Origin of the sequence: Pedobacter sp. Bi126 (genome assembly GCF_918698245.1) — a bacterium.
In the GTDB taxonomy this organism is placed as follows: Bacteria; Bacteroidota; Bacteroidia; order Sphingobacteriales; family Sphingobacteriaceae; genus Pedobacter.
The window spans coordinates 19,221-36,633 of sequence record NZ_CAKKMS010000006.1; the positions used below are offsets into that span (position 1 = coordinate 19,221).

Sequence of the window (17,413 nt, forward strand, 5' to 3'; positions counted from 1 at the left end):
TAGCTACGCCTCGAGCTTGATTACCTGCCCGCCTTGAACGTTAAGCTGTTTGTCTTTCTCGATCAGGTGCAGCGTGAGTTCTTCTACTTTTTGTAAGAGCTTAATGTTCAGCTCACCAGCTGAAATTGGCTGTACCCCCACAAACTCGATATAATCGCCAATGGAAAAACCTGCAGGAAAGGTGACGTTAGTTTCATAACTATCAGCCAAACGGTGAGCCGGATTTTTATTTATTTTTTCAATGGCCTGAACGCTGTTAAAAAAAAACACCATTAGGATTAAGATTAAGCGATAATTCTTCATCTTCTTTTAGATTTGGTTTTTAGGCTTTGCTGACTGATTATTTTTTTCTCCAGCGCTTTAATTGTTTTTTGCTGTGCGATTAAATGAAGCGTAAGCTCTTCTTGATTTTTAAGGAGTTTTTTTACTAAATCGCCCAGTTCTACCCCATTGCTTTCTACTTCCGTAGCACTAGGCATTTCTGGAAGATGTTTGTTGGTTTTAATATACTTTTCCAGTTCTCCAAGTGAAGCGATCTGATAATTTTTTTCAAAAACGTAATCTGGCCAATTGGTAGATTCTACTTTAATTTCTTTGGCCCTGATCATGCCATTAACAGCTAAACGCTCAGCCGGATTTGTTATTCCGATCCCAACGTTCCCTAAAGCTGTACCATCTGTTTTAGTTGCCAGCACAATAGCGCCATTCATTGATTTGATTACATCCAGGTCACCACCATCCGCATTGTTTCCAACACCAAAAGGATACTGATAAACTCCTCTAAGCGCCCAGTTTTTTGCACCTGTAATACCCGAATATTCCAAAGAAACAATTCCCATTACATTTTTATTGGGGAGGTTGGCCTGATCTAAAATAACTTTGATATTGCCATTTACCACAAGCCGTTCACTTGGACTTTCTGTACCTATTCCAACATTTCCTCCTCCTTTCAACGTCAAAACTGTTTTATGCCCGTTTTTGTACGCCCCTAGTACCAAATATGGATCAGCAGGATTGCTTACATAATTTAAATGAAATTCATCTTCCGAACCGGTAAGCCCTTCCGAAAAAGATCCTTTAAACAAAATGGTTCCTAAACCTCCGCTTACACTGGGCGCTAGTCTTAACACCGGCCTTTGTCCTTCTATCTGCAATACGGGCCCTCCGAAATAAGCATTTGGATTTGTAGTACCAATACCAACATTTCCTGAAGTTGGAAAAGTATTTTGGGCAAACAGCGTTTTGCCAACAAATAGAGAGAGGATAATAAAGATGTTTTTTAATTTCATAACTTATTTTACTTTGGGTTTCTTATCTTTTTTAAAAATGGATTTTAACCATTTGGTAATCTTAACCGCTTTACCTGGCTGATAAGCCATCACTTTCCCTTTTTTGTAGCGGATTACCTGGATACTATCGTTACTGATCCGTTTTTCAAGCTTTCCGTTCAACTGCCCATCATGATACTTTCCTGTTTCCGACAAAACACCATCCTGATCATACTTTTCGAACCTGCCATTAGCCTTTCCAGAAGAATAGTGTACAATAGAATCTAGTTTTCCGTCTTCGCCCCAGCTTTTCCACTTACCAGATTTTAGGCCCATTTCAAAAAGTCCTTGGGTTTTAAGCCCTTTGGTATCGTAAAATTCATTGTATACCCCATCAAGCAATTTGCCACTATAACCACCCTGAGTATATCGGATCTGATTGCCACTAAACCAGGCATATTTCCGGTCTGATTTGACATCGCCCGAACCAATTTCTGGTTTTTGCACATAAAAAACGGCTTTGTAATGGTCGTAGTTAACCGTATGGGTATAGTTATCGACATTAAAATAAGATTTTATGCGTTGTGCATCTGCCTGAAAAAACAGCAGGCACAGCTGGAGTATGGTGATATATATGAACTTCATTATTTTATTGATAAAAATTTTGTCGCATTCTGGTATTCGACTTTTATTGAGTCGCCAACCCTTTTTATAAATTTTAAGCCATTGGCACGTTCCCCTTCACTTAGCATTACCTCTTTACCATTTATACTAATTATGGCTACATGTCTTTTTTCTGCACGATTAAAAATCTGTCCACTGTAAATAATTCCCGACCAGTTTACCTGTGGCTTTATTGGAGCAGCCATTGGCACAAAAGCCTGAACGGAAGACACCGGAACATTCACCGGCTCCGAAGATCCTGAAGCAAAAGGATCACTGTAATTCATTTCAAGCACCACTACATCTTTTGCGTGATCAATCATATTAAAATAAGGTTCACGAGCTGTACGGGTATTAACCTTTGCAGAATCTTCAGTTGCCATGCCCGTAAACACCCTATAAAAAATTATGCCCCATACCCCTGCAACACAGCAGATCAACAGATAGGTCATTTTCTTGCTTTTCATGGCTATTGGATAATAAAAGTTCTGATCTCACTATAGGTCCCTGCATTTCCGGCCTTGTCAAAAGCCCTTATCCGCCAGGCAATTGTTTCACCAACTTCTCCAGCATCAAAAATATGCTCTGTGGAAGTTACTGTTTGAGGGTAGCTCTTATTATAAGCGGTTTGTTCATCGCTTTTATATACAGAAACCTCATAGCGCTCTGCATCGGCAATCCTGTTCCACACTAATCTTACTGGTCTTGATACCGTTTGTTTGTTCAACGGCGTACTAAGGATTACCCGTTCTGGTCCTGTAGCATCGTAACTGAGGGTTCTTACCGTACTCCATTTTGAATTCTCAGTCGCGTTTTCTGCCCGCACACGAAATTGATAGGTACCTTCCTGGGTAAGGGTTTGCAAAAAGCCTAAATTAGTCGTCGTGATGTTCAGTGTCATATTCTTTTCATCCAGAAAATTATTATTATCCACCTGCAGGCGATAAACAGATGCACCGAAAAGTTTAAGCCACTCATACCGAATTTCAGGTTTCGAAAAATAAAGACCGCTTGACGGAACGGTGAGTTGAACACTTTGGTCGGTAAGGCTTGACTGAAAAATTTCCAGCGACCGGGTGCTGTAATTGCTCACGCTACTGCCGTTCTCTCCCCTTATGCGCCATTCGTATTTACCGGGATCCATGGTGTATACAAATTTTTCGGTCGTGATCAAGGTATCCAGCACCAACTTACTCACACTATCAAATTTGGGCGACACGACCTGCAACCTGTAAAAAAGTGCGTCGGCCATTGGGTTCCACCAGAAGGTCTGCTGATAGCTATTGGTTTCCAATCTGTTTGCCGGAGCCAAAATCTCTATTTTTCGGTTTTCTATGGAAGGTTCGATAAACTCACTACATCCTGCCAAAAGGAACAAAATGCTCCCCATCAAAACGCTAATATTCTTCTTCATATTTATAACTGTATACTAAATTCGCCTAATGCCTGTATCTTAAACAGCACTGCCCCAAAGGTAATCAACGCTGAGGCTAACCTGGAATAAGAGAAGATCTGGATTTCAGATTTTTTTCTAATCATTTTTTGCGCCTTTTTTTCAAAAAAAGCTTTTCGGTAAGTGTTTCCTATCAGTAATTTATTGCGCTCATCACCATTAAGTATGACCATGTTCCCTTCTATTGAAGTGATTTTTTCGTCGTTAATAATAAAGGATTTATGTATCCTGCTAAAACAACTGGCCGATAAACTATCTTCCATTTCTTTCATCGAGTTGTGGCATGAGAAACGTTGGTCATTTTCCATATAAAGTACCACATAATTCTGCATCGCTTGTATATAGATCAGCTGATCACATTTGATCAGAAATTCTTTTAGGCCTTTAGAATCTGCTTTGATAAAAAACGAATCTACTACATGTTGCTTCTTTGGGATGTTTACAGATTGGGCCAGCTGTGTAAGGTGATCGAATTTATTAATACTTTTCGCAAAGCGGCTAAAAGTAACTGGTCTGACAAGATAATCAAAGGCTGCATGTTCAAAGGCCTCGAAAGCCTTCTGGGTATCTTCTGAAACTAAAACAATTGAAGAAAACTGTTTGATCCGCTCCAACCAGTTACCGTTGCCCCCCAATAGGGCAACATCAACAAAAACAATATCTGGTCTGATGGAATAGACCGCATCAAAACTTTCTGGCCGTTGCACTGAATACCCTTTCAATTGGGTAAGCGGATAATCGCTTATGTAAATGCAGAGCGACTCTACGGTGTACAGTTCACCGATTACGTAACAGCTAATCATGGAGCATTAAGTTAAATATAATATTGCTGCCTCATTTCAGGGCATTAAAAGGATACTACTATTGATTTTGGCACAAACAGCAACCGACTGGTTTGTTTATGGATCTGGGATGAAAAACACCTGCGTAGCAGAATAAATTGAGAGAAGCATTAATGATAGACAGGCACATATCGTTTGGGTTTTATCTGTGTAATATCCCTAAAAATAAATAAACTTCAAAAACAAAATACAAAAAAAGCTAATATCATCCAAATTAATTGTATTTGAGCAAATACAATTGAAAAGTTAATTTTATTTCAAAAATTAAGGCTACAATAACAAACAAAAAAGTAATTTTAGAACTACAAAAACAATCTAATAAATTATTAATATCTGCGTAAAAGCCTTTTTAAGCGAGAAAATTCTTGTGTTTTCAATAGTCTTTTAGTTACATGCAGTTTCCTTTATTAAAATCAAAAATTCTAAATATAACCCTGAACCACGACTTACGTGACATTAAAGCCAGACTTCTCAAACTTTGACTACTCAAGAACTAACAAAGCCCCGTAATTTGCTGGCACAACGTTTCAACGATGGCGCTAAGATTACCCAGCTCGCCAAACTACATTCCCGCATCTATGGAGCAATTAAAACAAGGCTCCTTAAACTTAAACTCCCATAGAAATAACAAAGCCCGGCAAGCTTTTAAACTGTCAGGCTTTGGATATTATATTGATACGAGCGACACGCTCGCACCAGCATGGGGCATTCTAAACAAGCAAAGCCCAACATTTCTGCTAGGCTTTGCTAAGATTCTATTTATTTCTCATACCCGCCATGCTATGTCATCTTATTGATATAAGTATATTTTTGTAGATATAATTATTCCAGAATCATTTTCAAACTTAACGAAGTTACCGTAAGTGGGATCTTTCAACATTTTTGCAGAATAATTATTTTTATATACTCTAAAATTGATGTCTTCTATCGAATATGGAAATTTAAGCGTTTGTTTTTTTAGGATAGCGGAATGAGGAGGAATCCTAATCAATTTTGGCAATAAAAATTGATTATAATTGACCCCAGCGTCCTGTTCAGATATGGAATCGGCATTAAGCCCCTCTATTTTCTTGTTGGTAATTATTGTTTTACCAAATTGACTGTAATAGTAATTTAATGTCTTGTTTAAATTCTTCTTGTAAACAGCTTCATTATACAGTGTATCACTTAACGTCGAGAATTGGCACCAATAGTCATCAGGTATGTAATAAACACTATTACTTACGTTCTCTATTCGAAAAAATAGAGTTTTTGCATCTTCGTTTGCAACAACATATATGTTTAAATCCTTTAAGTTAGATATATTCTTAACACTGTTCTTACAGGAAGTAAAGGAAAATACTATCAATAAAACAAAAAACAAATTATATAATTTTCTCATCTCAATTCTCTTTATGATTAGGATCTGCTTGTCTCTCTTTATTTTGCCCTGGTAAAAGCTGCTTTCTTACTTTATTTTCATTTGAAACTGCATTACCGGTATCTGTTTTGGTAATTATTGGAATAGCGTGCCCTACCAATTCGTGTGCTAAAATGTCTGCAGGATTATCTCTTAAAATTTGTCCATTAGTATCTTTTATCATTTGATTAGGATTATCCGAAATTGTAACTTCGGCAACTTTTGTGGTACTTACAACCTTCCCTGATGCATCCTTTTTGGTCATTACACCCGATTGAGTAACTCCGCCTCCTGCTACCAAATCAACACTCTTAGCCTGACCATTTCTATCTGTAAAAGTTGAAGCTATTTTTATACTTATTAGATCTGGGTCTTTAATAGCTGCTACCAATTTGTCTCTATAATAATCCGATTTGCCTACGGACGACTTAGACTCCATGGCATATAACTTTCCTTGAGAATTAACACCAAACTTACCTGAGGACAAAGAATTAATATAGCCCAATACCTTTGCTCTATCAGCTTTTGCTATAATAATATCTTTGCCATCTGGATCAATATACTTCAATGGGTTGTTCGCCACATACGCGTAAGGCGATAGCATAAAATATTTTTCTGAATGCGGATCCATGGTTGTAAATCGTCCAATTACCGGATCATAGAACCTTGCGCCGTAATCATACTGCTCCCCTAACTCATCCTGAACCTCTTTTCCATTGTAAAGATATTTATTATTACCGAAAACAGCATTATTGCGCTTGCCAAAAGGATAATAATTATCCACCTGCAACTGTCTGATCTGGTTGTTGTAGATATCAAAAGTATAACGCACATTTCCCAAATGGTCACTGAGGTTGTAGTGGTAGCTATAACTGTTGTCGCCATTGCGCTGTGCTACCCCTTCTTCGGTATGGATAATATCGATATTGCTGCCCTCATATTCAATCCCATCTATATATTCCCGGGTTGTGGTCAGGCTATTTTCTATAGCCACCTTCCTAAGTTTATCGCCTGAAGCATCATACACATATTGAATTACCTTTCCATTGCCGCTCGCCCCAGAGGGTAGGTTCAATAGGTTATAGGTTAGATTCATTCCATTCCGGCCGTCGGTTGTAGCATTTCCATTTGCATCATAACTATAAGTGCCTGCAACATTATCCACCCTGTCCAACCTGTTCCCATTGTAATAATATTGGTTCATTGCACCACCGTTGCGGCTTAACTGGTTAATGTTGCCCATGTTATCATAGTTCAACACCTCGCTCATGTAAATGCCCGTACTGGTACCATTGGTCAACCTGTTCAGTGCATCGTAATTATAGCTGAAGACATTGGGCGAAGTAGCAGGAGAAGCATTCTGGGACCAGAACTGTTTACTGATATTACCATTGTACTGGTTCTCCCCATTTTCCTGGTAACCCAGCTGAATACTGAATTCGTTACTAATGCTGCTTTTCAGCCAGCCACGCTCATTGTAGGCCATTGCCGTAACCTGCATTCCGTTGTGCAACTTTTTCTGTGTCAGCTGACCGATTTCGTTATATACATACTCACTTAAAAGCTCATTCACTCCCGTAACACTGCCGTTATTGATCTGTTTATAGGTTTGAACTTTCCTGCCTATATGATCATAACTATAACCGGAAAGCACGGTTGTTACCGCTCCGTTGGCTTCGTGTGTCCTAACACTTGAGGTCAGTTCGCTGGCAAAGTTATAGTTGTTCACCGTACGGTCTTTTCCACCCAAACGATTATCAGAAATCGTTTCCTTCACCCGTCCATCCTCATCGTAGTAGGTTACCGTAAGCAGCTTGATAGCAGTACCCAGTATCCTCACAAAACTTCCTGTAGTCAACCCGCGGGTACGGGTACTTACCCCTACACTTGCAGCGTAAGCACTGGTATAACCTGGAAAGTTGTAATCATCGTAATAGTTCATGTTTAGAAATTCGACATTGGCATACTCTTCACCAACCTCGGGATGGGTATTGTGGCTGTAACCCTCCGCAGTAGCCGATGTACGGTCTTCCCACTGGATGCTTACGCCATCGTTGTAAGTCTGCATCCCTGGGCGGTTAATACCTTGTCCATTTTCAACACCCGTAAGGATCACCCTGCCCAGCGCATCGTATTTTATCCAGCTCCATTGGCTCAGTGCGCGCTGGTTTGCATCCTGGGTGTGGGTAACCTGATCTAACTTATTGTACACCAAATACTCCCAGCCCTTGCCTGGCACCTTTTTCTCTACCAGGCGTCTCCGTCCATCGTAACGGTAACCGTAAATAAATTGATCGAAAACGATTTGCGTTTCATCAAAGCTGTTTAGCGCGGCCTGTCCATTCTCGTTTACCGCCGGCGGTAGTACATAACGCAGGTTGCCCAGATCATCGTACACATAATAGGTATTGAGGCTTTTGCCATCTGCTTCCCAGACCCGTTTTAGCACCACGCGTCCTTCAAAATCCTTGAACTCATCTGTAGTACCCGCTTTCAGGTCGCCTGGTACCCAGTTTTCGTCCTTACTGGTGGTTTTGTATAGTTTACTTTGCGGGTACACCGTTGCTGCTGCGCCATTATCGGTACCATTGATTATCCACAGCTTCACCTCGTTTTCAAGGTTCGTGCCGTACGCTGCCTTTACGGTATGCCCACCGCTGATCTGCCAGTCTTCACCTGGAGCGCCCTGCTGTAGTACACGGTTTAATGGTGAGGCCTCGAACACCGTTTCTGCAAATGGATAGGCCGTGGCCTTTATCCCGCCTGTAGGGGAATTGTAAAAACCCGCCTGATCGGTAAGTGCACCTGAACGGTAATTCCCTGTCGTTCCGGTCAGTGCTGCGTATGGCTGGTACTTTATCGCTTCGCGACCAAAGGCATCGTAGGCAACAGGCTGTACAATATCCTTAAAGCCCGGGCTGCCCTGTACCTGAATGGTCTGCAAAGGTCTGCCCAGGCCATCGAAATACTGGATCGTTTCGTTTACCTCACAAATGCTGCGACCTGAAAGATTGTTCGGATCCATGCCCGGCTGTTTGAATATCCTCGTACTGATGTAGTTCTGGCCATTGCTGGCCGCCGATACAAAAGGCACGCAGTTTATATAGCTCAGCCCTGTGGTAAAAATACGCACAGAGCCGGTAGTATGGAAACCATCGGTCAGCGTTACACTTAAGGGCGCACTGATCTCACTTTCACCATTATAAACCGATACAACCTTTTGGGCGGAAGAGCGGCTGCAGAGCAACAAGAATGCTGCGGCACAAAAATATTTTAGATGTTGTTTCATGAGGGCGTTAGTTTTTATAGTGGTAATCTGTTTGTTTTAAAATATTACCGTTCTGGTCTTTAATTGTTTTTAAACGCTGAAAGGCATCATATTCGTAATAGGTAGTCATGCCTTTGGCATCGGTCGAACTAGTCATTCCTATCAGTGGATCGAAAGTATAAGTAGTTATTTCCGCATCAGATGGATAAATTCTGATGTCATCATAGGCCGTACCCCCACTTAATAATTTACCATTAGTGGTATAATCCTCTTCCTTGAATTTCCATAAACCTGAAGTTAAATAGAAATAGCTAATCCTATACGCTCTTGAATTGGGTCGGGTCCAATTTACAGTATAAGCACCATCATAAAATTTCAGCCCTGAATGTGAAGTCCCTGATACTCCCTCGGCCTCTTCAAAATTCTGGCAATAAAACTCATTTTGTGCTGCATTTTTAATTTCTGCGATTGGATATTGATCATTGTATCCCCATTTGTAACTATAAACAATACCTGATATTCTTTTTTGCTGTACCAGGTTACCTTTTGAACTATATAAATCCATTGAAGCTATCGGAAAATAACGGCTGTCTTTTGATACTGCTCCAGATGTTACCGAAGAAAGACTGAAATCGGTTAGCGCTTTCGAATTTTCGACCCTGTACATGGTATCAGGTAACACCTGATTTGGCTTATATGAAATAAACTGACTTGATAACATCGCAGCGTTAGCACCATTTACATCTTGCTGGAAGCTTGTTTTTTCAATTTCAGCTGAAAGCACATTTTTGGCCTGGAGGTTCTTTATGCCTAAACTGATATTATCTGCGGCTGTAATATTTTCATATTCGGGGGCATACCTAGTCTTAGTTACTGTTAACCCACCATTGCTCTTATTTTTCTTGATTTCAATCGGAAATAGATGTAAAAGCGGCGAAGCATAATTATAGACAGTTTCTTCGAGGGTTGGGCTTCCACCATCAAAGAGCTCCTCCGTTGTTTTATTCAATTGCGTTAATCCTGATTTAAAATCATATATTCTATAGCTATACAAATTGGGAATAAGCTCTTGAGATCCTGGAAATCCTCGTCTTAAATATTTTGCCATTGCCCCCTGAACTGTTTTCATAAAAACAGGACTATTATAAACATTGGTAGTTTTTTTTACCAAACTAAATGTGTTGGCAACATATTTATAATCTTCTTGCTCTAGTAATAGTCCTCTTTGCCAATCCCGGCTATCAGCGGGTGGATAGGGGAAATTATTTACAGGCCCAGCACTTCCTCCATAATAATCCGGATAATTTTCTGGTGATGTGTATCTAAATACACTTTTACCATTAACAGCAGCATTTTCAGGGTCTATACTTTTAACCGTTACCTCAGCATAACCAACATTACTACCTTGGGTTGTGCTTAAGGGATAATTTGTATCACTATTGATTACTTTGTAAATCAGCTCTTGTGGAAAAGAAGTAAGCTCTCCTTGAATAAGATATACCTCACCATAACTATACACGTGTTTAACATCTGAAAGTAATGAGCCTGAACTAGCATCATCAGCAAATTTATATTCGTAATTTTTTTGTAGGTTTTTACCAGAAACGGGATCAAAATCCTTCATGGATTTTATTCTTAACCCACCTACATTTCTTACCGCCGGCCCGGGTTGAGCTGGAAAAATATTTGACCAGCCATATACCTTTGCATAGGGTAGTTCGTGAAAGGCATTAAAATAGCTGTTGTTATCAATAAAGCTAGCAACTGGTTTAAACACCAATCTATAATTTCCGGGCGCCAGGGGAAAAGTATAATTATATTCGACTGTGCCATTGGTCTGATTAATTGTTTTTTGGGCATTAGCGTCAATGTCAAACATAGAAACCACTACAGTTCCCGATGTGTTAAGAATTTCAAAACTCATTGATCCGGATCGAATAGGCTGAAAGGGATAGCCTTTGATCTGCATATTTATACTAGTGGTTGCAGCGGTTGTTATAACACTAAAATCCTTATAATATTTTTTTAGCCCACCTTCAACGTAGGAATTATAACCCAATGAGCTATATTGTAAATAATTTATGTTGAGATCGTGGGACTGCGGTTCTGAAGTAGGCGGTAATAAGGCTGTCGATTTAACCTGATGCAATTCATAATCGAATTGGGTATTTCCGCCTGTAGGGTAAGTTATTCTTTTTAGCGTGCCACTTTTACAATAGGCTAAATTTGGATCTTTCCCCAAAAGCACATAACTTTCATTAGCCAGGTAATTTCCCGCCAATTGGTATGGAAGATAATTATTAGCTTGGAAAGTATATCCATTATAGTATCCCCAGTGATCTCTCGATTTAGAGTCTCTTGGAGGTAATCCTGTTTCATATTCCATAACATAAGACTTTCCCATTAAATTGGAACTACTTAGTTCCCTAACATTTTCTAATACTAATCGTCTATATTTAGTTTGGTATTGATCATACTTTAAAAAATTATCTTCAACGCCCGTTCCGGTTCCATCAACATCTACCATTGAAGTCCCAATCATATATTTGTAGTCAAATCTGTATTCTTTTTTAACATGCCCATCCAGTTCTTTTATATTAATTGAGGTAAGCATCTTATCACCAATTAAATCCCGTCTATCTTTATCGTAGTTGAATTCAATATTACCGTTTGAAAACGATATCATTTTTAATCTTTTACTTTCGCTTGTCGTTCTATTTACATTTGAAACCAGTGGCTCTTTAACAAATTCAATTCCAGCTAGTATATCCGTATTTAATAATACATACCGCTGATCGGAGCTCGGCATGTCATAACTCAAAGGATAATTCTCATATGTAAAATTGATTTCATTTCCTACCACAGGAATTATTTTTGACATGTACCAACTATTTATTGAAGCTGGAAGAGTGCCTACGCCATGCGGATCAGGTTCAGAATTTGGATTACTCTGTTCATATCCCATATTCTTTGTTATCTCGTAATCGTTAAACTCATAAATAGTTCCGTCTTCAGTTGTAACTCTCCAGCCTCTCAAATCAGAACTCCCGTTTGCTCTTATTGGTACAATGCCAATTTTTTGGTAAGGAATGATGGTGACTTCATCATTGACCCCTAAAAAAAACTTACCTGATTTTCCAGAAAAATTAAAATAAAATACATCAGGCTGATAGTCTTTTTGACCTGAAGCTATTTCTTCGAGCTCCTGTGTAGTTGGGTTAGTAGGTATAGAGAAATTGAAATTTCTTAATTCGTCAGGGGTACCATACATACTGCGGTTAATGACTCCTCCAGCATTTAAATTCCAGCCCAACCCTACAAATGATGCATATTCGGTAACCTTAATACCGCCCGCATTATAATTAAGTTCAATCGGAAGCGTCACACCTGTTTCTTTAATCTCATAAAGCGGTATGTTAATTTTAGGTACTCCAGTATATAATCCAATATCTGCGTTCCCATACTGCCCAAGTGAAGAAGCATTTGGAGAGGCGGTGACCACTTTTTTTAAATCGTTATTCCCAGATGTGGTTTGTGCATCGCAAAAGGAGGCATAGAAACTCATCAAGAATAGTAATAAAATATTAATTTGTTTCATGGTTAATTCAAATTGTTTCTAAATAAATGATTGCTATAGTTTTTTTGTTTATTGTGATCGGTCTTAATTTAATCAATTTGGAAAAGCTCGCTACTTTGATGGATTTGATTGGATGTTCTTCTTTAACCGATAAAGACATTTTTTTTTATTTCTTTTGTTTTATCAGAAGTTCCTTTAACTCAAGGTACCCTTTTCTTAATTCCTCTATCTGCACTTGCTGCTTTCTAGTCATTGAGGCTTCATTTTGCAGCTGTTTATCCTTTTCGATTAGATGCAAGGTAAGTTCTTCGACTTTTTGCAATAGTTTAATGTTCAGCTCACCGAGGTTTACACCATTTTCTACCATCTGCCTGGCAGTCGGGATCTCCGGCAGGTGTTTGTTGGTTTTTACAAATTTTTCGAGTTCTGCCAACGCTGGGAGTTTATAAGCAGGCTCAAACACAAAATCAGCACCTGCAGTGGTAGAGACCTTAATTTCACGGGCACCGATGTTTCCCGCTACGGTAAGCTTTTCTTGCGGGTTAGTGGTGCCAATGCCTACATTACCTAGGGCAGACCCATCAGTTTTAGTGGCCAGTACGGTATTTCCGTTTAGTGATTTAATCACATCCAGATCCCCACCATCGGCATTGTTACCCACGCCAAAACCATGCTGATATACACCCCGAAGTGCCCAGTTTTGTGCCCCTGTAATTCCTGAAAAACCTAATGAGACAATACCAGCCACATTTTTATTGGGGAAATTAGCTTGATCCAGAATAGCCCTAATGTTTCCATTTACCACAAGCCTATCATTTGCGGCGGCTGTGCCAATACCCACATTGCCCATCAAAAAGCTGGCTCCGCCGAAATCTGCCGCAAGAGAAACATTAGGCGTTTGTGGAGTAGCCCATGCCGAAAAATTAAGGGAGGTACCGCTACCACTGATGCGGGTAGCACTATAGCTAGACCACCACATCATACTACCATCATGCCTCGTGCCCCCATCACCGTCGCTTCCGATTACTACATCAGCTGCATAAGGATTAGCTGCATCAATAAGATTGTTTCCTGTAGTTAGTACTTTAGTTTGCGCAGAAGCAACACTGGCTGAACACAGCAAGATTGAGAACATTAAAATTTTCATGTGATTTGATTGGTTTTGGGTTAAAATTTAAAAGGGTATTGGTTTTCAGACCTCTAACAGCTACAGCTAAATTATTTCGTCTTTTTATTCAGGGTTTTGACGTACACATCCTGAGTTTTAACTTTCTTACTTAAGCTAATCAGGCATGGGTTATCCAGCTTTGTGAAAATGCCGATAATAATTGAAAGTATGAGTAACCTGACGAGGGAGCATTGAATAATTCATGTTAGTTTAGATTTGGATGGAACAAGGGCATGTGGTCAATCAGTAAAATGGCACAAAAGCAAATTAATCCGCATTTATTGGACAAACCGAGCCATCTGTACTTTTATTGGCCGAACTGGTTGAGCAATTAATTAAAAAGATTCAGAAATATTACCCTGTTTAGAAGTTGCTGAGAGGAAATAAAACTGGAATGGGCAGAGAAAGTTCTGAGAGACATATCTATTCTTGTTTAATATTTTTAGATGGCACGAAATACCATTTTTGAAAAAACAAAAGCAAAAAAATTACACGAACATATCAGTTTTTGTGACCAAAATTATTATGCTTTATATTGAATGTTATCTAGAAAAAATGTCAGCATATATAACTTACCTAAAACAATGCCTTCACCGCACTATCTATAGTTTGCCTACTTATAAATGGAGATAAAATTTGTTGTCATATAAAAAAATTGATATGAACAGAATATGGTCAATTAATTAGTCCTTCCTTTAAAAGTCACTAAATGCAAAGTAATATAGAATTTTGCTGTGTCGTAAGTGCCATAGTAAGCAGAATCAGCTGTAAAAAGAGTTTATATTAGACACCCAGTAATTGGCTTCCCTTTACGTCAAGCTTGTAATATCGATCACACCCGCATCTTCACTTTATATCTTTAAATTTCCTTCTCCTCATAAATAGTATACTATCTTAACTAATTAAAAACATCCCTCAACCACTCAGCGGCTAAGAGGATACAATGAAAAAATTTCAGTTCCGTAAACTGAAAAAAATTCAGAAAAAATGAAAATTTTTCAGTTTGAGCGTCATAATCACTTTATTTTCACCGTTGGCATAGCGGTTGATTAATCAAAATTGGACCATCAGCGTCCAGAGAAAATTAATTGATTTATAGTCCATTTATTATTAAAAATTTTAAAGGAGAAAACACTATGACATTGGTTAAATTCAATCCAGAAAAAAAGAACAGTTCATTATTGCCAGGCTTTAATGACATCTTTGAATCAGTACTTGGCGACACTTTTTTTACCGACCGTCGTTTAAGCAACGTTCCGGCTGTAAACATCTCGGAGTCAGCCGATCACTATCACATTGAGCTTGCTGCACCCGGACTTAAAAAAGATGATTTCCGCGTTTCGGTAGAAAGGGATATGCTCACGATCTCAACTGAAACAAAAAACGAAAACCTCAGCGAAGGAAGAACTTATAACAGAAAAGAGTATAGTTATTCAGCCTTCACAAGATCTTTCACACTTCCGGAAAGTGCTGACATTGAAAAGATCAGTGCAAGCTATAACGATGGAATTCTGAAACTTGAACTTCCTAAAAAAGAGGAAGCCAAAGTGGTCGCTAAACAGATCGAAATCCAATAAAGAAATGCCGCATATAGCGGCATTTTTTTTACCATAACATCGAATCAATAAGTTTTTAAGAAAGAATACAATGCGCGAGAATGGAAGGTAAATCCACAGGCTTTCGCACTAAAAGCGCTTTGCAGGATTAATTAATGGCAAACTGAAATAAAAAACCGAGCCCTTTGTTAACTGGCTTTCTGCCCATATCTTTCCGCCATGTCTCTGGATAATCTCGGCCGATAGATAAAGTCCTATTCCAAAACCGGCAACAGTACTCATCCGATTGTTTTCTACCCGGTAAAACCGTTCGAATAGTTTTGGGATATCGTTTTCATCTATTCCCATCCCATGATCCATTATGCGGAATACCGCTGTACCGTTCTCCAGATAACTGTCAATAATTATTTCACTATCGGCCGGCGAATATTTCACCGCATTACTGATCAGATTATTGACCACATGCCCGAGTTTGTCCCTGTCTGCGTTCACAAAAAAACCAGGCTGGAATATGTACTTTATATTATGGTTGTTTACCGTTGCAATATATTCCTCTACCACTTCCTTAAGCAGGACAGACATTTCTATGGGCTGAAAATCCATCAGCATTTTTCCCGATTCCAAACGCGAGAGGTTGAGAAAACCATTGATCATACCAGTCATTTTATTGATCTGGCGCTCAGCGCCCTGGAGAGCTTTATCTGCAAAGCCGTTCATCGTACCCCTGGCTTTCAGCTGCATAACCTGAATATAACCTTTCATGGAAGTAAGCGGTGTCTTGAGTTCGTGACTAACCATTGCAATAAAATCGTTCTTCCGCTGTTCATCCCTTTTCTGATCTGTTACGTCCATCAAAACAGCGTAAAAGCTATCAAAATCGCCATAGCTGCCTTTTTTTAACTTGCCTACGATCCTCATCCAACGGTTCTCACCGGAAATAAGATGTCTGATCGGATAGGTATAATCCAGGGGCTTTCCAAGATTGATGCAGTCGTGAAGAACCCCTTGAAGCGCTGATAGGTATTCGGTACCCACACTGCTCAGCACCATTGTCCAGCTCACCTCCCCCTCCAAGGGCAGACCACAGAGTTTCCTGAACCGCTCTGATACTTCAACACGTCCTGTTTTGATATCCAGGTTACAACTGCCCAATTCAGCGGCATCGAAAGCAGACTGTAAGTTATCTTCACTCTCTCTCAGTGCATCGAGTGCATCTTTAAGCTGAGCATTCACTTCTTTCTGAAGATCATTGACTGCTGCAAGTTTTTCATTGATGGTCTCGAGCTCCTGTGTTCGTAGCCTGACTGTATTTTCAAGATTTTCATTGAGTTCATCTGCATTTTTTCTTGCCGCTTCAAGTTCCCTGTTCCTCGTTTCCAAAAGCAACTGGTTTTTCTTCAGCTCGCTCAGATCGGTAATAATGACGCTCAGTGAAGTGCCTTCATCAAGGTTAAGCGCCTTTAAAGAGAGTTGAACTGCCAAGGAAGTGCCTGAGCTGTTGATGATATCGACTTCTGCCCTGGTGTCTACTTCCCAGGCTCCATCGATTGTTTCTCGAACAAAGGCCTGATCTTCTGTTGAAAAAAATGCCAGAAAGTTCAGACCGATAACCTTTTCTAAAGGTAGCCCCAAAAGCCTGGCGAGTTGTGAGTTGCAATACAATACCCTGTATGATTCATCGAGCGTAAGTGCGCTTTCGGTCATCTGCTCGATAAAGATCCTGTAGGTATGATCAGCGCTCTTAAGCGTAAAAAGCTGATGACCATCCTGACCATTTACAATCAGGGCATCAACTTCTCCAGAGCGAATTGCATGGATAATGTCGTTGGCCTCCTCGAGCTGGATACGAAGTTCTTCATAGGCCCGCTCGAGCCTGATATGTTCACTTGACTTCTGCATAACTTAATAACTGATCCCCAAACCTTTCAATACTTTCGCACGGTCAGAGCAGTCCCCGATCAGCTTTCTGATCGGAACTGGCGATTTTTTGATCAACATCGGGATGGCTGTCACATCTTCTTGCTGCACTAACAAGGGCTGCTGATGTGCATCAATGATTTCCAGCTCATACCTGCCGGCAATAAATTCCTCGCATATTGTACGGATGTTGACAACTGCCCTTGCGGAAACTGGTGATGCACCTGCAATGAAAAGCCTAAGCGAAAAAAAATCGTCGCTTTGGGTACTGTCTGGATGATCGGGGTTTCCTATCGGCATAA

Annotated in this window: 13 protein-coding genes; 1 reads left to right on the top strand and 12 read right to left on the bottom strand. The window is 39.7% G+C overall.

What is annotated here, in order from left to right; translation table 11 throughout:
• Positions 1-3: 3 nt before the first annotated feature.
• From LQ201_RS20360 to LQ201_RS20405, 10 genes are all read right to left on the bottom strand, one after another.
• Positions 4-273 carry a hypothetical protein gene (locus tag LQ201_RS20360; RefSeq protein WP_230146681.1) on the bottom strand — a complete coding sequence of 90 codons (270 nt, stop codon included), beginning with the start codon at positions 271-273 and terminating at the stop codon, positions 4-6.
• A gap of 26 nt (positions 274-299) precedes the next feature.
• Positions 300-1,289, bottom strand: coding sequence for a hypothetical protein (locus LQ201_RS20365; RefSeq protein WP_230145347.1), 990 nt, complete (start codon positions 1,287-1,289; stop codon positions 300-302).
• 3 nt (positions 1,290-1,292) lie between these two features.
• Positions 1,293-1,913: a toxin-antitoxin system YwqK family antitoxin gene (locus LQ201_RS20370; protein WP_230145346.1), complete on the bottom strand. Its 621-nt coding sequence runs from the start codon at positions 1,911-1,913 to the stop codon at positions 1,293-1,295.
• A complete protein-coding gene (locus LQ201_RS20375) occupies positions 1,913-2,398 on the bottom strand; it encodes a hypothetical protein (protein ID WP_230145345.1) in 486 nt (161 codons plus the stop codon). Before LQ201_RS20375 ends, LQ201_RS20370 begins: the two co-directional genes overlap by 1 nt.
• A 2-nt stretch (positions 2,399-2,400) precedes the next feature.
• Complete coding sequence (locus tag LQ201_RS20380; RefSeq protein ID WP_230145344.1) at positions 2,401-3,345, bottom strand: hypothetical protein; 945 nt, start codon at positions 3,343-3,345, stop codon at positions 2,401-2,403.
• Between the two features lie 2 nt (positions 3,346-3,347).
• On the bottom strand, positions 3,348-4,187 hold the full coding sequence (locus tag LQ201_RS20385) for a LytTR family DNA-binding domain-containing protein (RefSeq protein WP_230145343.1): 840 nt from the start codon (positions 4,185-4,187) through the stop codon (positions 3,348-3,350).
• Positions 4,188-5,016: 829 nt separating this feature from the next.
• On the bottom strand, positions 5,017-5,607 hold the full coding sequence (locus LQ201_RS20390) for a hypothetical protein (protein WP_230145342.1): 591 nt from the start codon (positions 5,605-5,607) through the stop codon (positions 5,017-5,019).
• 1 nt (position 5,608) lies between these two features.
• On the bottom strand, positions 5,609-8,914 hold the full coding sequence (locus LQ201_RS20395; RefSeq protein WP_230145341.1) for a DUF6443 domain-containing protein: 3,306 nt from the start codon (positions 8,912-8,914) through the stop codon (positions 5,609-5,611).
• A 7-nt stretch (positions 8,915-8,921) separates the two neighbouring features.
• Complete coding sequence (locus LQ201_RS20400) at positions 8,922-12,491, bottom strand: hypothetical protein (RefSeq protein WP_230145340.1); 3,570 nt, start codon at positions 12,489-12,491, stop codon at positions 8,922-8,924.
• A gap of 145 nt (positions 12,492-12,636) precedes the next feature.
• Positions 12,637-13,617, bottom strand: a complete 981-nt coding sequence (locus LQ201_RS20405) for a hypothetical protein (RefSeq protein WP_230145339.1) — start codon at positions 13,615-13,617, stop codon at positions 12,637-12,639.
• Between the two features lie 1,157 nt (positions 13,618-14,774).
• Between LQ201_RS20405 and LQ201_RS20410 the strand changes: the two genes are divergently transcribed.
• A complete protein-coding gene (locus LQ201_RS20410) occupies positions 14,775-15,215 on the top strand; it encodes an Hsp20/alpha crystallin family protein (RefSeq protein ID WP_230145338.1) in 441 nt (146 codons plus the stop codon).
• 108 nt (positions 15,216-15,323) lie between these two features.
• Here the strand turns inward: LQ201_RS20410 and LQ201_RS20415 are convergent, their stop codons facing one another.
• Entirely contained in the window at positions 15,324-17,093 is a 1,770-nt protein-coding gene (locus LQ201_RS20415) for an ATP-binding protein (protein WP_230145337.1), read from the bottom strand.
• A gap of 3 nt (positions 17,094-17,096) precedes the next feature.
• Positions 17,097-17,411, bottom strand: a complete 315-nt coding sequence (locus LQ201_RS20420) for a circadian clock KaiB family protein (RefSeq protein ID WP_230145336.1) — start codon at positions 17,409-17,411, stop codon at positions 17,097-17,099.
• Positions 17,412-17,413: the final 2 nt, after the last annotated feature.

Bases quoted from the DNA above. Each gene is read 5' to 3' on its own strand.
- LQ201_RS20380 (WP_230145344.1), bottom strand. From the start codon at position 3,345: ATGAAGAAGAATATTAGCGTTTTGATGGGGAGCATTTTGTTCCTTTTG.
- LQ201_RS20395 (WP_230145341.1), bottom strand. From the start codon at position 8,914: ATGAAACAACATCTAAAATATTTTTGTGCCGCAGCATTCTTGTTGCTC.
- LQ201_RS20405 (WP_230145339.1), bottom strand. From the start codon at position 13,617: ATGAAAATTTTAATGTTCTCAATCTTGCTGTGTTCAGCCAGTGTTGCT.
- LQ201_RS20360 (WP_230146681.1), bottom strand. From the start codon at position 273: ATGGTGTTTTTTTTTAACAGCGTTCAGGCCATTGAAAAAATAAATAAA.
- LQ201_RS20390 (WP_230145342.1), bottom strand. From the start codon at position 5,607: ATGAGAAAATTATATAATTTGTTTTTTGTTTTATTGATAGTATTTTCC.
- LQ201_RS20375 (WP_230145345.1), bottom strand. From the start codon at position 2,398: ATGAAAAGCAAGAAAATGACCTATCTGTTGATCTGCTGTGTTGCAGGG.
- LQ201_RS20410 (WP_230145338.1), top strand. From the start codon at position 14,775: ATGACATTGGTTAAATTCAATCCAGAAAAAAAGAACAGTTCATTATTG.
- LQ201_RS20365 (WP_230145347.1), bottom strand. From the start codon at position 1,289: ATGAAATTAAAAAACATCTTTATTATCCTCTCTCTATTTGTTGGCAAA.
- LQ201_RS20385 (WP_230145343.1), bottom strand. From the start codon at position 4,187: ATGATTAGCTGTTACGTAATCGGTGAACTGTACACCGTAGAGTCGCTC.
- LQ201_RS20370 (WP_230145346.1), bottom strand. From the start codon at position 1,913: ATGAAGTTCATATATATCACCATACTCCAGCTGTGCCTGCTGTTTTTT.
- LQ201_RS20400 (WP_230145340.1), bottom strand. From the start codon at position 12,491: ATGAAACAAATTAATATTTTATTACTATTCTTGATGAGTTTCTATGCC.
- LQ201_RS20420 (WP_230145336.1), bottom strand. From the start codon at position 17,411: ATGCCGATAGGAAACCCCGATCATCCAGACAGTACCCAAAGCGACGAT.
- LQ201_RS20415 (WP_230145337.1), bottom strand. From the start codon at position 17,093: ATGCAGAAGTCAAGTGAACATATCAGGCTCGAGCGGGCCTATGAAGAA.